This is a genomic window from Streptomyces sp. OZ13 (assembly GCF_052068155.1).
Classification (GTDB): domain Bacteria; phylum Actinomycetota; class Actinomycetes; order Streptomycetales; family Streptomycetaceae; genus Streptomyces.
The window spans coordinates 252,744-266,619 of record NZ_JBQHCZ010000010.1 but is presented as its reverse complement, the minus strand read 5'-3'; the positions used below and the strand labels follow the sequence as shown (position 1 = coordinate 266,619).

General features: G+C 71.9%; 14 protein-coding genes and 1 pseudogene. 8 read left to right on the top strand and 7 right to left on the bottom strand.

Annotated features, from left to right (window positions below; all coding sequences use genetic code 11):
- Positions 1-8: 8 nt before the first annotated feature.
- The 6 genes from ACTMTU_RS23150 to ACTMTU_RS23125 all read left to right on the top strand — a co-directional run bounded on the left by ACTMTU_RS23150 (position 9) and on the right by ACTMTU_RS23125 (position 6,098).
- Complete coding sequence (locus ACTMTU_RS23150; protein ID WP_441265398.1) at positions 9-1,049, top strand: helix-turn-helix transcriptional regulator; 1,041 nt, start codon at positions 9-11, stop codon at positions 1,047-1,049.
- Positions 1,049-1,321, top strand: a complete 273-nt coding sequence (locus ACTMTU_RS23145; protein ID WP_364600450.1) for a hypothetical protein — start codon at positions 1,049-1,051, stop codon at positions 1,319-1,321. The genes ACTMTU_RS23150 and ACTMTU_RS23145 overlap by 1 nt, the downstream gene beginning before the upstream one ends.
- Positions 1,322-1,365: 44 nt before the next feature.
- The gene (locus ACTMTU_RS23140; protein WP_441265397.1) at positions 1,366-1,563 is read left to right on the top strand and encodes a hypothetical protein; all 198 of its coding nucleotides are present in this window, start codon (positions 1,366-1,368) and stop codon (positions 1,561-1,563) included.
- Between the two features lie 246 nt (positions 1,564-1,809).
- Positions 1,810-2,103: a Sec-independent protein translocase subunit TatA gene (gene tatA, locus ACTMTU_RS23135; RefSeq protein ID WP_441265396.1), complete on the top strand. Its 294-nt coding sequence runs from the start codon at positions 1,810-1,812 to the stop codon at positions 2,101-2,103.
- A 47-nt stretch (positions 2,104-2,150) separates the two neighbouring features.
- Positions 2,151-3,107, top strand: a complete 957-nt coding sequence (tatC, locus tag ACTMTU_RS23130) for a twin-arginine translocase subunit TatC (protein ID WP_441265395.1) — start codon at positions 2,151-2,153, stop codon at positions 3,105-3,107.
- Positions 3,108-3,269: 162 nt separating this feature from the next.
- The gene (locus ACTMTU_RS23125; protein WP_441265424.1) at positions 3,270-6,098 is read left to right on the top strand and encodes a DEAD/DEAH box helicase; all 2,829 of its coding nucleotides are present in this window, start codon (positions 3,270-3,272) and stop codon (positions 6,096-6,098) included.
- Positions 6,099-6,268: 170 nt separating this feature from the next.
- Here the strand turns inward: ACTMTU_RS23125 and ACTMTU_RS23120 are convergent, their stop codons facing one another.
- Positions 6,269-6,664 (bottom strand): nuclear transport factor 2 family protein, encoded by a 396-nt coding sequence (locus tag ACTMTU_RS23120; protein ID WP_441265394.1) that lies wholly within the window; start codon positions 6,662-6,664, stop codon positions 6,269-6,271.
- A gap of 106 nt (positions 6,665-6,770) precedes the next feature.
- Positions 6,771-7,136 (bottom strand): annotated as a pseudogene (locus ACTMTU_RS23115) (ADP-ribosylglycohydrolase family protein); the annotation flags it as partial.
- Between the two features lie 432 nt (positions 7,137-7,568).
- Here ACTMTU_RS23115 and ACTMTU_RS23110 point away from each other — a divergent pair.
- Complete coding sequence (locus ACTMTU_RS23110; protein ID WP_441265393.1) at positions 7,569-8,705, top strand: class I SAM-dependent methyltransferase; 1,137 nt, start codon at positions 7,569-7,571, stop codon at positions 8,703-8,705.
- A gap of 209 nt (positions 8,706-8,914) precedes the next feature.
- Here ACTMTU_RS23110 and ACTMTU_RS23105 read toward each other — a convergent pair whose 3' ends face one another.
- The 4 genes from ACTMTU_RS23105 to ACTMTU_RS23090 form a co-directional block, all read right to left on the bottom strand.
- Positions 8,915-9,664: an anti-sigma factor gene (locus ACTMTU_RS23105; protein ID WP_441265392.1), complete on the bottom strand. Its 750-nt coding sequence runs from the start codon at positions 9,662-9,664 to the stop codon at positions 8,915-8,917.
- Positions 9,661-10,245, bottom strand: a complete 585-nt coding sequence (locus ACTMTU_RS23100) for a sigma-70 family RNA polymerase sigma factor (protein ID WP_441265391.1) — start codon at positions 10,243-10,245, stop codon at positions 9,661-9,663. The genes ACTMTU_RS23105 and ACTMTU_RS23100 overlap by 4 nt, the downstream gene beginning before the upstream one ends.
- A gap of 96 nt (positions 10,246-10,341) precedes the next feature.
- Entirely contained in the window at positions 10,342-10,797 is a 456-nt protein-coding gene (locus tag ACTMTU_RS23095; RefSeq protein WP_441265390.1) for an ABA4-like family protein, read from the bottom strand.
- On the bottom strand, positions 10,794-11,813 hold the full coding sequence (locus tag ACTMTU_RS23090; protein ID WP_441265389.1) for a hypothetical protein: 1,020 nt from the start codon (positions 11,811-11,813) through the stop codon (positions 10,794-10,796). Before ACTMTU_RS23090 ends, ACTMTU_RS23095 begins: the two co-directional genes overlap by 4 nt.
- Positions 11,814-11,920: 107 nt before the next feature.
- Between ACTMTU_RS23090 and ACTMTU_RS23085 the strand changes: the two genes are divergently transcribed.
- The gene (locus ACTMTU_RS23085; RefSeq protein ID WP_441265388.1) at positions 11,921-12,544 is read left to right on the top strand and encodes a MerR family transcriptional regulator; all 624 of its coding nucleotides are present in this window, start codon (positions 11,921-11,923) and stop codon (positions 12,542-12,544) included.
- Between the two features lie 478 nt (positions 12,545-13,022).
- Here ACTMTU_RS23085 and ACTMTU_RS23080 read toward each other — a convergent pair whose 3' ends face one another.
- Positions 13,023-13,874: a siderophore-interacting protein gene (locus ACTMTU_RS23080; protein ID WP_441265387.1), complete on the bottom strand. Its 852-nt coding sequence runs from the start codon at positions 13,872-13,874 to the stop codon at positions 13,023-13,025.
- Between the last annotated feature and the right edge of the window lie 2 nt (positions 13,875-13,876).

Genomic DNA, 13,876 nt, shown 5'->3' with positions numbered 1-13,876 from the left:
CGCACGACATGGCGATCAATGCCATCGACCAGACCCGGCGGATGCTGTCGCTGGTGACGTATCTGCGCGAGCGCCCCGGCGCCCGTATCGCGGACGTCGCCCGCGCCTTCGGCATCACGGAGGACGAGCTGATCTCCGACCTCGACGTGCTGCCCATGTGCGGGACGAGCTTCCGCGGCGGTGACCTGCTCGACATCGACACCGACGGCGAGCGGATCTGGTGGCGCAACCCGGACGCGTCCGGCGAGTCCACCGCCGAGCCGCTGCGGCTCGCCGCCGACGAGGCGACCGCGCTGCTGGTCGCGGCCCGCGCCGTCGCCACCCTGCCCGGACTGCGGGAGGGCGACCGCGAGGCGCTGGTACGGGCCACTGCCAAGATCGAAGGCGCGGCCGGCGAGGCGGCGGGCGCCTCCTCCCGGCTCTCCGTGACCTTCGAATCGGAGGGCGGGGTCTTCGCCGAGGTGGACCGGGCGATCTCCGAGCGCCGGAGGCTCTGGCTGAAGTACTACTCGCCGGCGCGCGACGAGCTCACCGAGCGCGAGGTGGACCCGATCCGGCTCTTCGCCGTCGGCCACACCTATATGGAGGCCTGGTGCCGCCTCTCGGAGGCGCGCCGCACCTTCCGGCTCGACCGGGTCGCGGAGATCCGGCTGCTCGACGCCCCCGCCGCGCCGCCCGAGATCGAGCTGCGCGACCTCTCCGAGGGCCTGGTGCAGCCCTCCGCCGACGATCCCGAGGTCGTCGTCGAAGTGGCGCCCGGCGGACGCTGGGTCGCCGAGTACTACCCGCACGACCTGGCGGAGGAACTGCCCGACGGCGGTCTGCGCATCACGCTGCGTACGCCGTCGCCCGCCTCGCTGCGCCGGCTGGCGCTGCGGCTGGGCAGGGACGGCCGTATCGTGTCGCCGCAGGACCTCGCGGACAGCGCCCGCACGGCAGCGCGCGACGCGCTCGCCGCCTACGAGGCCGTGGAGCACAGCGAAGGGCACGGGGAGCACCCGGAGCACCCGGAGCACCAGGACCGCCAAGAACAGGGAGCCGGCGCCTGATGACCGTGACGCCCGGTGTTCCGGCGATGACCCCTGTCCCCGCCCGTGTCGGGCCGGTGCTCTTCCGGGCCGCGTGCCCCGACTGCCGGGCCCGGTTCGAGCTGTCCGCCGGCGCCCTGCGCCTGGCGATAGGCGGCAGCCGCCGCACCACGTTCTACTCCTTCACCTGCCCCGAATGCGGCTCCGCGGTCCGCAAGCCGGCCGGTGAACGCATCGTGGAACTGCTCACCGGCGGCGGGGTGCGGACCCTGCGCCTGCACTCCACCGTGTGACGTCCCGCTCGGAAACCGCTCCAGGAACGGTCTAGGCTCTGCGCATGTTCTGGCCCATGCTCGCCATCGCACTCGGCTTCCTCGGGATCGCCGTTCTCGGCGTCCTCGGTGTCCGGGTCTTCATCGAGGCCCGGCGTCTGGGCAGCGAGGTCGCCCGCACGACGGACCGGATCAACAGGGCCGCGGAGGACCTGGAGCGGGCCGCCACGTCCCTGGCCCGCTCGGGCGAGACCCTCCGCTGAGCCGACGCGACGCTCGAGCCCTGCCGGAGACCGCTGACGCCCCCTGCTGCGGCGCAGGCCCTGGCGGTACGCTGCTGGTGGCGGCACCGGTGATGAGGCGCCGACCGCTGACGGGAGTACGCACGGGGATTGCCATGCGTTTACCCGTGCGAGTTACGATCGCTGCCGGTCGCGGTTCGGACGCCTGTCCTACCGCGGTCAGCAGCCAGAGCCCCAAGCCGCCTCGGTGAGAAGGTAGACACAGTTATGTTCCGACAGATCGGGCCCACCGAGATCATCATCATCGCGCTCCTCATCCTGCTGCTGTTCGGCGCCAAGAAGCTTCCGGACATGGCGCGTTCGCTCGGCAAGTCGGCGCGGATCCTGAAGAGCGAGGCCAAGGCGATGAAGTCCGAGGGGCAGCCCGCGGCGACCCCCGCGGAGCCCAAGGACCCGGCCCAGGGCGACAGCCAGACCCCGCACCGCACCATCCAGGCGGCGCCCGGCGACGTCACCAGCGCCCGCCCCGTGAGCGAGCCCACCGACACCCCCCAGCGCTGACCCAAGGTCACGTCACCGTGGCCTGCCGCACGAGATGAGGACGTGGGTTGCTCAAGCCTGCCCGCTCGAAACAGAAGGAGAAGGACCCCGAGGGGCGCATGCCGCTCGCGGACCATCTTCGTGAGCTCCGCAACCGGCTCGCGAAGGCGATGCTGGCGATCGTCATCGCCTCGGTCGCCGCGGTGGCGTACAGCCAGGAGCTGATGGAGTTCCTCACCTCACCGGTGCCCGAGTGCGTCGGGGACGGCCCCCAGAAGGGCGGCGTCTGCGCGAGGGTCGTCTACACCGACCTCCTGTCGCCGTTCACCACGACCGTCAAGGTCGTGCTGATGGCGGGCATCATCGTCTCCTGCCCGGTCTGGCTCTACCAGATGTGGGCCTTCGTCGCGCCCGGCCTGCACAAGAACGAGAAGAAGTACAGCTACTACTTCGCCGCCGCGGCCGCGCCGCTGTTCGCCGGCGGCGCGTACTTCGCCTACCTCGTCATGCCGGTCAGCATGAAGGTCCTCCTCTCGATCACACCCGCTCCCGCCGAGAACCTGCTCAGCGTGGACAAGATCCTGGACTTCACGGTCCGGATGGTGCTGATCTTCGGTTTCTCGTTCGAGCTGCCCCTGCTCCTGATCATGCTGAACCTGACCGGGATGGTGACCGGCCGGCGGATGCTCGGCTGGTGGCGCGGCGCCGTCATGGGCATCTTCGTCTTCGGCGCGATCGCCACCCCCTCGACCGACCCGCTGGGCATGGTCGCCCTGTCCGGGCCGATCATCCTGCTCTACTTCCTCGCGGTCGGGTTCTCGATGCTCAACGACCGTCGCCGACGCCGTAACGACCCCGACGCGGAGCTCGACGACGACGAGGCGTCCGACATCGATCTCACGCCGGCCGCGCTCGGCGAGGTGGAGCCCGTCTCCGCCACGGCCCGCGCGCTGCCCGAGCAGGCCACCGGCGAGGCCGACGGCGGCCGCACGAACCGCCTGAACGGCTACGACGACATCACCTGAGGCGCCACCGCCATCAGGCCCGTCAGCGGGGCCCGCCGATCCGGCGGGCCCCGCTCGCGTATGCATCGCCGCAGGCCCGCGCGGGTACTCCAAGCGGTAGGTGCTCTCGTCCGATTAAAGATCCGCTCAGTGTCAGAGGTGGCGGGTAGGCTCGTGAACAAGATGACCGAGGACCTCTCTCCCGCAGAGCGCTATGCCGCCGCCCGCGTCCGCGCCGCCGAGGAGGCCACTGCGCTGGCCCCCTTCCGAGCGTTGTACGACTTCGACCTCGATCCCTTCCAGATCGAGGCATGCCAGGCCCTGGAGGCGGGCAAGGGCGTGCTCGTCGCCGCGCCCACCGGCTCGGGCAAGACGATCGTCGGCGAGTTCGCCGTCCACCTCGCCCTCGAGCAGGGCCGCAAGTGCTTCTACACCACGCCCATCAAGGCGCTCTCCAACCAGAAGTACACCGACCTGGTCAAGCGATACGGGGCCGAGAAGGTCGGGCTGCTGACCGGCGACAACAGCGTCAACTCCGGTGCTCCGGTGGTCGTCATGACCACCGAGGTGCTGCGCAACATGCTGTACGCGGGCTCCCAGTCGCTACTGGGCCTCGGCTACGTCGTCATGGACGAGGTGCACTACCTCTCCGACCGGTTCCGCGGCGCCGTCTGGGAGGAAGTGATCATCCACCTCCCCGAGTCGGTGACCCTTGTGTCACTCTCGGCGACCGTGTCGAACGCGGAGGAGTTCGGCGACTGGCTCGACACCGTCCGCGGCGACACCGAGGTCATCGTCTCCGAACACCGGCCCGTGCCCCTGTGGCAGCACGTCCTCGCGGGACGGCGGATGTACGACCTCTTCGAGGAGGAGACCGACCACGGCGGCCGCGGGGTCGCCCGCCGCGAGGTCAACCCCGACCTCGTACGGCTGGCCAGGATGGAGAACAGCCGCACCTACAACCCCCGCGACCGGCGCCGCGGGAAGATGGTGCGCGAGGCCGACCGGGAGCGCGAGCGGCGCCAGCGCAGCCGCATCTGGACCCCCGCCCGGCCCGAGGTCATCGACCGGCTCGACTCCGAGGGACTGCTCCCCGCCATCACGTTCATCTTCAGCCGGGCGGGCTGCGAAGCCGCCGTACAGCAGTGCCTGTACGCCGGTCTGCGGCTCAACGACGAGGACGCGCGCAGACAAGTGCGCGAGATCGTCGAGGACCGGACCGCCTCCATCCCCGGCGAGGACCTCCATGTCCTCGGCTACTACGAGTGGTTGGAGGGCCTGGAGCGGGGCATCGCCGCACACCACGCCGGCATGCTGCCGACCTTCAAGGAAGTCGTCGAGGAACTGTTCGTACGGGGCCTGGTGAAGGCCGTGTTCGCCACGGAGACTCTCGCCCTGGGCATCAACATGCCCGCCCGCTCCGTGGTGTTGGAGAAGCTCGTCAAGTGGAACGGCGAGCAGCACGCGGACATCACTCCCGGCGAGTACACCCAGTTGACCGGTCGTGCCGGGCGCCGCGGCATCGATGTCGAAGGCCACGCGGTGGTCCTGTGGCAGCGGGCGATGGACCCGGAGGCGCTGGCGGGGCTCGCCGGCACGCGGACGTACCCGCTGCGCTCCAGCTTCAAGCCGTCGTACAACATGGCCGTCAACCTCACCCAGCAGTTCGGCAGGCACCGCTCGCGGGAACTGCTGGAGACGTCGTTCGCGCAGTTCCAGGCGGACAAGTCCGTCGTCGGCATCTCCCGGCAGGTGCAGCGCAACGAGGAAGGCCTCGAGGGCTACCGCGCGGGCATGACCTGCCACCTGGGCGACTTCACCGAGTACGCACGGCTGCGCCGCGAGCTGAAGGACCGCGAGACCGAGCTGGCCAAGCAGGGCGCCGCGCAGCGCAGGGCCGCCGCCGCGACCTCGCTGGAGAAGCTCAAGCCGGGCGACGTCATCCATGTCCCGACGGGCAAGTTCGCCGGGCTGGCACTGGTCCTCGACCCGGGGCTGCCGGCCGGCCGCACCAACGGCCACCGCGGCCTCGAGCACCACGACGGGCCACGGCCGCTGGTCCTCACCTCCGAGCGGCAGGTCAAGCGGCTGGCGTCGATCGACTTCCCCGTGCCGGTCGAGGCGCTGGAGCGGATGCGGATCCCGAAGTCCTTCAACCCCCGTTCCCCGCAGTCGCGTCGGGACCTCGCCTCCGCGCTGCGCACCAAGGCCGGGCACATCGTGCCCGAGCGGCACGGCAAGAGGCGGTCCGCCGCCGCGGACGACCGTGAGATCTCCCGGCTGCGCGCCGAACTGCGCGCCCACCCCTGCCACGGCTGCGACGAACGCGAGGACCACGCCCGCTGGGCCGAGCGGTACTTCCGTCTCCAGCGCGACACCCGCCAGTTGGAGCGCCGTATCGAGGGCCGCACGAACACCATCGCGCGGACCTTCGACCGGATCGTGGCCCTCCTCACGGAGATGGACTACCTCCGCGGCGACGAGGTCACCGAGGACGGCAAGCGCCTGGCACGGCTCTACGGCGAGCTGGACCTGCTGGCCAGCGAATGCCTGCGCGAAGGCGTCTGGGAGGGGCTGAACCCGGCGGAACTGGCCGCCTGCGTCTCCGCGTTGGTGTACGAAGCACGGCAGTCGGACGACGCGGTGGCACCCAAGGTCCCGACAGGGAGGGCGAAGGTCGCCCTCGCCGAGATGGTCCGCATCTGGGGCAGGCTGGACGCCTTGGAGGAGGAGTTCAGGATCAACCAGGCGGAGGGCGTCGGACAGCGGGAACCGGACCTCGGCTTCGCCTGGGCCGCCCACCAGTGGGCCTCCGACAAGGGGCTCGACGAGGTGCTCGGCGAGGTCGGGATGCCGGCCGGCGACTTCGTGCGCTGGTGCAAGCAGGTCATCGACGTGCTCGGCCAGATCGCGGCGGCCGCGCCCCGGGAGAACAGCACCGTGTCGAAGAACGCCCGCAAGGCGGTCGACGCGCTGCTGCGCGGCGTGGTGGCGTACAGCTCGGTGGGCTGACGCCAGGTCTTGAGTGTGACCGGTCCCGGGGCGGGCCGACTGCTGCGGTCCTGACAGGGCAGTCCACCCGGCCGTCCACGTGCCGGGTCGGGCGGCCGCGCACGTGAACGGCCGGACCGCTGGACGGCCGCGGCCTCGGTCGTCAGCTCCAAGGGGCGCAGTCCGGGCCGTCAGCTCCAGAAGGCGTCCATCTCGTCGAGGTCCTCCGTGCATGCGTCGATGTCGGTGACCTTGCCGCCCACGACGGTGAAGAAGAGTCCTTCGCGGATCTCGATCCCCCGGTCACCGCGGTCGGCCCGGACGGTGTGGAAGGACATGACGTGTCCGCGCCCGTCTGCGAGCACCGCCTCGAGCTGGATCTGCATGGTTCCGTCGGTCTCCTCGCCCATACGCCGGAACAGGTCGAGGATCGCCTCGCGGCCCTTGTGGTGCCCGGAGAGCGGGTTGTGGCCCGGGACGTGGTACACGGCGTCTGCCGTCATCAGGTTGCCGAGAGTTTCCATGTCGCCGGAGACGAAGGCTGTGTAACCCTGGCGGACGAGGGCGCAGTCCGGATGCTCGGACATGGTGATCCACACCTTCCGTCACTGAATTTCCCTTTTCGTCCATCATCCGCCGGGTCCTGCGGGCTGTCCACGGACGGGCTCCCGGCCAGGGCGACGGCGAGGCCGCCCAGGCCGCCCGGTCGCCGTGAGTGAGGGCCGCGATACGGCGGGCAGCGTCCAGGGTCGCCCGGCGGTCCGCGCCCCCGATGTCCTTGGGTCCGCCCGCCGCCCAGCGTTGGAAGCGTCGGAAGAGGTCCGCCGGTTCCGGTCCGCCGTGCTCCAGGAGCGATTCGCCTACCAGCACGGTCATCTGCGTGTCGTCCGTGGCCTCGCCGCCGCCTCCGCGCATCTCGCCGACGCCGTCGGGGAAGTGCGCCCGGTACACGCCCGGTTCGCCGAACTCGAAGGGCGCGCCCAAGGCGTCACCGACAGCGGAGCCCACGACGGCGCCGATGGCGCGGCTCGTGCGGGCCGCAAGGTGTTCGTCCGTCATCCCGTCAGGCTGTGCGGCGGACAAGTCAGTCGGCACGAGCAGGAAGTCCGCAGCCGGCCGGCGAAAGATTCTGCCGGACACCAATCCATGGAATCCCGGGCCGCGAATAGGAGCTGAGGACGGCGCGAGGCCGGCCCGGTGGGGAGTGGGGACGACGGTGCGGCGCAGGCGCAGGGCCGTGACGGGCAACGGGGTGGCCGGACGGTCCACTTCTTCCCGTCCGGGCCGGCCTGCGGTGGCACGGCTACGGACCCCGTCCGCGCGGACCGCACGTTCGCCCCGTCACCGCCATCTCCCGCAGGAGGGTCTCCAGTGAGCGTGCCCGTCATTTCCGCGACCCCGCGAACGTCGTCCGTCGACCCGCGCCGCCGACCGGACGTCGCCCGCCTACCCAAGTCCTCCTGGCTGCGCGCGGCGGCAGCGGAAAGGCGCATGAGGCACACGATCGGCCGGCTGCCGCTGCGGATACGGCTCACGGGAACCGCGCAACCGGTCGGCCGCGGCGGACCGTTGATGGAGGTACGCGATCCGCACTCCTTCTTCCGCCGCATCGGCGCGAACGGGCTCGCCGGCTTCAAGGAGTCCTACACGGCGGGAGAGTGGGACGCGGGCGACCTCGTCGGTGTGCTGACCGTGCTCGTCGAGAACGCCGACGCGCTGTTCCCCGAGCCGCTGGAGCGGACGCGCGGCGCCCGGCGGACCGGGGAGCCCGGCTCGCGCCACCGCACCCCCAAGGCCGCGCGGGCCGACGCCGCCCACGAACTGCTCGCCCTCTTCCTCGACGAGACGCTGACCTACTCCTGCGCGCTCTTCCGGGGATTCCCCGCAGAGCACCAACTGCTCTCCGCCGCCCAGCATCGCAAGATCGACCGCCTCCTCGACCTGGCACACGTCGGCCCCGGCACACAGCTGCTGGAGATGGGCAGCGGCCGGGGCGAGCTCGCGATACGGGCCGCCGCCCGCGGCGCGCGCGTCCTGACGGTTACGCACTCCGCCGAACAGCAGGCACTCGCCACGCGGCGCGTACGGGAGGCGGGGGCGGGTGACCGGGTGACCGTCCTGCTGCGGGACTACCGCCGGGTGCTCGGCCGGTACGACGCCATCGTGGGTGTCGAGACGGTCGAGGCCGTGGGCGCCGGGTTCTGGCCGGAGTACCTCATGACGCTGGACCGGCTGCTCGCCCCCGGCGGGCGGGTCGCTCTCCAGGCCGTCACGATGCCGCAGGAGCAGGTGCCCGGTTCCCGTGCGGCAGGGAGCTGGGCGGAGAAGTACCTCTGTCCCGCGGGGCCGCTGCCTTCGGCCCGGGCGCTGGAGGAATTCACCGGCCGGTTCACCGGGATGAGCGTCACCGCGCGGGACGCGTTCGGCGCGCACTACGCGGAGACGCTGAGGCTGTGGCGCGAGCGGTTCACCGCCCGGGCCGCCGAGGCCGGTGCCCTCGGCTTCGACGAGCAATTCCGACGGTTGTGGCACTTCTGCCTGGCGCACGCGGAGGCAGGCTTCCGGTCCGGACTCCTCGACGTACAGCAGCTCCAGCTCACGAAGCCGGCGCAGGGGACGGCGGGGTAGGCGGGTTCACGGGGGCGGTCGGGGCCGCCGAGCCGGCGGGCCGGGTGGGCCTGGGCGGGCCGGGTCGGCTCGCCGGAGAACGCTTGCCCGACCGCCGCCGGCCGCCCATGGCCCACCCTCCCAGGCCGATGCGCCGGCGCGATGCCGGGTCTCACCGCCACCGGCCGCGGGGCCGGCCCGCCGGCTCTCGGGCCGGCGGCCGTCGCCGGTCAGACGGGGAGCGTCATCAGGGCCAGCGGGTCGGAGGTCGGATGCGGGGAACCGCCGGCCGGTTCGACGGTGATGCCGATGCCGGACGCGTCGTCCAGCGGCCCCTCCATCACCACGGCCCCCGTGGTGCCCGACACGTCCAAGAGGCCGGCGGACCTCATGGAACCGCCGTCGGCGAACCAGAGTTGGTACACCTTGCCCTCGGGCGGGTTCGGCAGCCCGGTGGCGAGGAACGCGGCCTTGTCACGGGTCCGTGAGGCGACCACCGTGCCGGTCGCCCCGTCCGAGAGCCTGCCGGAGACGACCCTGGCGTCCGGGGCGGTGAGCACCGAGGCCAGGTCCGCCGCCCGGCGTTCCGTACGCCGTTCCGCGTCACGGGCGTCCCGCGCCTCCGTGTACTGCCAGAGGGCCAAGGAGCCGAACGTGGTGGCCGCCGCGATGCTCGCGGCCAGCGCGAAGCGGGAGAGCGCTCGCCCACGCCGTGGGCCGCCGTGCCTGCTCTGGCGCGGGACTCGCGGCGGCGCCTGCCGCTCCGCCGCGATGTGGGCCATCACCCGCTGCTTGAGCACCGGCGGCGGTACGACGGCGACCGCGGAGGCCAGCTTGCCCGTGGTGGCGGCCAGTTCGCGCACCTCCTCCGAGCACGACGGGCAGCCCGGAAGGTGCCGTTCGAAGTCGGCGTGCTCCCCGGGCGGCAGGGCGTGAAGCACGTACGCGCCCGTCAGCAGGTGCAGATCACCGGTGTTCACGCGCTCACCCCCAGGCAGTCGCGCAGCCGGATGAGTCCGTCACGCAGGCGGGTCTTGACCGTGCCCAGTGGTACGGACAACAGCTCGGCGACCTCCCGGTACGTCAGTCCCCGGTAGTAGGCCAGGGTCACCGACTCGTGCTGAAGCTCCGTCAGGGTGCGCAGACAGCGCCGTACCTGCTCACGCTCGAGCCGGGCGTCCACCTGCTCGGTGACCTCGTCGTACGCGGGCGTACGCTCCAGCAGCGCCACCCGCCGCTCGCGGTCGGTCGCGGCCTGTGCCGACCGCACCCGGTCGACGGCCCGCCGGTGGGCGAGCGTGAGGATCCATGTCATGGCGGAGCCCCGGGACGGCTGGTAGCGGGCGGCCGAGCGCCAGATCTCGAGCAGTACTTCCTGAGCCACCTCCTCGGACTGGGCCGGGTCCCGCAGCACCGTGCGGACCAGGCCGAGGACGCTTCCGCCGACCGCGTCGTACACCTGCGAGAAGGCGTTCTGGTCGCCTCTGGCCACCAGGCCGAGCAGTTCCTGAAGATCCGGGCCCGCAGGGGCGGGCCCACCGATGTGTACGGCTGCTTTCACGCGGCGATCCTCCACGGTGCGGACGCGTCGAAGGGACATTCCACCGGGCATTCGTAGCCGGACGCCCGGCGGATCGGTGCGGTCCGCGGCATGGTGTCACGACCGCACGAGTGCCTCGCCGTCGGCCGGGCTGCGGTGCGCCGGGCGGGCGGCCCGCACGGCGAGGAAGATCAGCAGACCGATCGGTGAGAGCAGGATCGTGAGCACCAGCAGCGGCCCCATCACCAAGGGGTGGATGCCCAGCCGCCGTGCCTCGCGGTACATCCACTGGCCGAGCAGCAGGTCCCATGCGATGACCTGCGCCCAGACGGCGCCCGCGCCGTTCGCACGGGCGGTGAGGTCACGGAACACGTCGATGTCGGGACTGCTGACCGCGGCCCACAGTTCGGGGAACACCGGGATCGCCATGGAGAGATGAACGAGGAGCACGGGGACGACGGTCAGCGGTGAGGCCGCGACGCGGGCCGTGAGCCGTCGGTGCGGCGCGAAAATCATCAGCAGCCAGACGGGGGCGACGAGCCAGAAGGACAGTTCGAAGAGGAAACCGGTCATGCCGCGAACTCCTTGTGTGTGTCCGATCCGGTGGTCCTGCCGGTCCTGCTGGTCGTCCCGGCCGTCGGACCGTCGGGTGGGGCGGTCCGGCGCAGCGCCGCCCAGGTGCCGGCGGCCGCGGCGAGCAGGAGGACGGCCGCGGCCGTGAGCGTCACCCCGTCCGGGCGCACCAGGGCCTGCCCCCGCAGCGCCTGCCACGTCACCAGGGCGAAGACCCCGGTGTACGTCCCCGATGCCACGAGGACCAGCCGCAACCGGACGCGTTCGTCACGCAGCCGGGCGAAACGCGGAGCGAGTACGACCAGGGCGAGCAGGACGAAGGGCAGAACCTGGAGCGCGTGCAGGCCGACGAAGTGAGGCACCCTCAGGTCCCCGCCCGTCATCTCCCAGCCGGTCAGCGGCATCGAAGGGCCGCCGTCCGGCACTCCGACACCGTGCGCGCCGACGACCTCCGGGTTCCCCGTCTCCGCCTCTGCGCGCTGCTCGGGCGTCGGCCGCGCCATCCGGAACCCGATCAGGGCACCGGCCAGCGAGAGCACGGAGCCGAATCGGACGGCCCAGGCGGACGCCCGGTCGGCGGGTCCGGTGCGGAACAGCAGGACGGCGACGACCAGTGCCGCGGCCCACAGCACGACGACGGTCACGGCCATCGTGTCGAACAGCGCCTTGTCGAAGGGCGTTTCGTTGTTGAAGTGGCTGCGCCTGCCGCGCATCGCCTGACCCGTGATCAGCACCATCTCGATCGCGCCGGCAAAGGCGACGACGGTGCCTGCCCACCAGCCGGCGCGCCGGAAGCGCCGCAGCAACGACAGCATCCAGGCGAGTGAGAGTGCGTAGGCGAGGAACGAGGCCGAGAACTTGAAGGGCTTGAACCAGACCGGTGATCCGGCGACGAGCCGGTCGTCCACCGCTAAGCCCACGGCCGTCATCACGGTCAGCACGGCCATCGAGGCGGCGAAGACCATGAGCGGCCGGTGCCAGGAGAGCCAGGGTGGTGAGGACGCGGAAGAAGACATGGGTGTACCCCCGGAGAAATTATGGATAGTGGCGCTTACCGCTATCAGGTAGTGGAACTATCTATGATGGGGGCCGAGGATGGCAAGAGGCGAAGGGTGAACGCGCAGTGCGCATCGGTGAGTTGAGCCGCAGGACCGGGGTGCCGGTACCGACGATCAAGTACTACGTACGCGAAGGGCTGCTGTCGGCAGGGGAGTTGACCAGCCCGAACCAGGCAAGCTACTCCGACGCGCACGAACGCAGGCTCCGGCTGATCCGTGCGTTGCTGGAGGTGGGCGGGCTCTCCGTCGCCTTGATCAGGGACGTGCTCGGGGCCGTCGACGACCCGGACAGGTCCGTCCACAAGGTGCTCGGCGCGGCCACGGACGGACTCGTGCCGAGGTACGCGAACGGCGACGAGTCACCGGCCGCCCGGGAGAAGGTCCGCGAACTGATCGCGCGCCGCGGCTGGCGCGTGGACGCGGCCCACCCCGCGGCGGAGGCGCTGACCGAGGCGCTGGCGGCGCTGGAACGGGTGGGGCACGGCGCGTTCGCCGAAGTGCTCGACGACTACGCCTCCGCGGCGGAGACGGTGGCCCGCGCGGACCTCGCCCATGTGGGGCGGCACATCGGTCTGGACGACCTGGTGGAGGGGGTGGTGGTCGGCACGGTGATCGGTGACGCGATGCTGGCGGCGTTGCGGCGGCTGGCGCAGACGGACGGGTCGTCGCGGGCGTACGGGGAGGGGTGACGGCCGCGTGCCGCCTGCGGCGGGCTTGTCCCCTGCCGGCCCCTTCCCGCTGTATCGATGTGCGGCTCCGCCGCGTGGGGGCTCCGCCCGGACCCGTCACCGCTCCGCGCGGTGTTCGGGGGCTCTGCCCCCGTACCCCTGCGCCTCAATCGCCGGCGATGCTGAAGCTGCCCGGTGCGGCCGGGGGCCGCCGGCAGGGCTGGGTGCCGCGCAGTGAAGTCCAGCTAGCCTGGGGGCACCTCCGGCCGCCAGGCCGTAGGGGGAGTTTCAGGGCACCGCGCGAAGCGCGGTGCGCCGCCCGCAGGGCGGTACGGGGCCCGGGCTTGCCCCGGTTTCGGGAAGGGGCGGGGTGGGGAAATGCCCCGCGCAGCGGCCACGCCGCCCGCGCCGGGTCACGCTCCCGCGCAAGCGGCCACCCGCCCGCGCCGGGTCACGCTCCCGACCGCGCCCCGCGGACGCAGTCCGCCCCGCCCGAGCCTCAGGCGCCCCGTTCCTGTTCGCGTTCCACCTGCTCGTTCCACTCGCGCTTGACCGCGCGCCACGCCTCGTCCGTCTGGCCCAGGCGCCAGTAACCCGAGATCGACAGCTGCTCCTTCGGCACGCCCCGCTCGACCCGCAGCAGCCGGCGCAGTTCCTTCACGCAGGCTGCCTCGCCGTGGACGAACGCGCAGACCTTGCCCTCCGGGAAGTCCAGTGCCGTCACCGCCTCGACGAGTGCCTCGCCGACCGGGCGGTCGCCGCGGTGGAGCCAGGTGATGCCGACGCCGTCCGGGGTGGCGGTCTTCTGTTCGTCCGCGGGGCCGTCGACCTCGACGAAGGCGTGGACGACGGCGCCGGCGGGCATCTGCTCCAGCGACGCCGCGATCGCCGGCAGTGCGCTCTCGTCGCCTGCCAGCAGGTGCCAGTCCGCGTCCGGGGCGGGGGCGTAACCGCCGCCGGGGCCGAGGAGGCGCATCGTGTCGCCGGCGCGGGCGCGGGCGGCCCACGGGCCGGCCAGGCCCTCGTCGCCGTGGATGACGAAGTCGATCGTCAGCTCGCGGTGGGCGGCGTCCCAGGCGCGCACCGTGTACGTACGGTTGGCGGGCCACTGGTCGCGAGGGAATTCCGCGCGGATCCGGTCGAGATCGAACGGCTCCGGGTACGTGACGCCGTCGGCAGGGAAGATCAGCTTCACGTAGTGGTCGGTCCAGCCGCCGAGCTCGAACGCGGCCAGCCCTTCGCCCCCGAGCACCACCCGCACCATGTGTGGGGTGATCTGTTCCGTGCGCACCACCTGCGCCTCATGGACCTTCGGTGACGTGCGGGCCGGACGTTCCGCTCGGTCTGCCACGG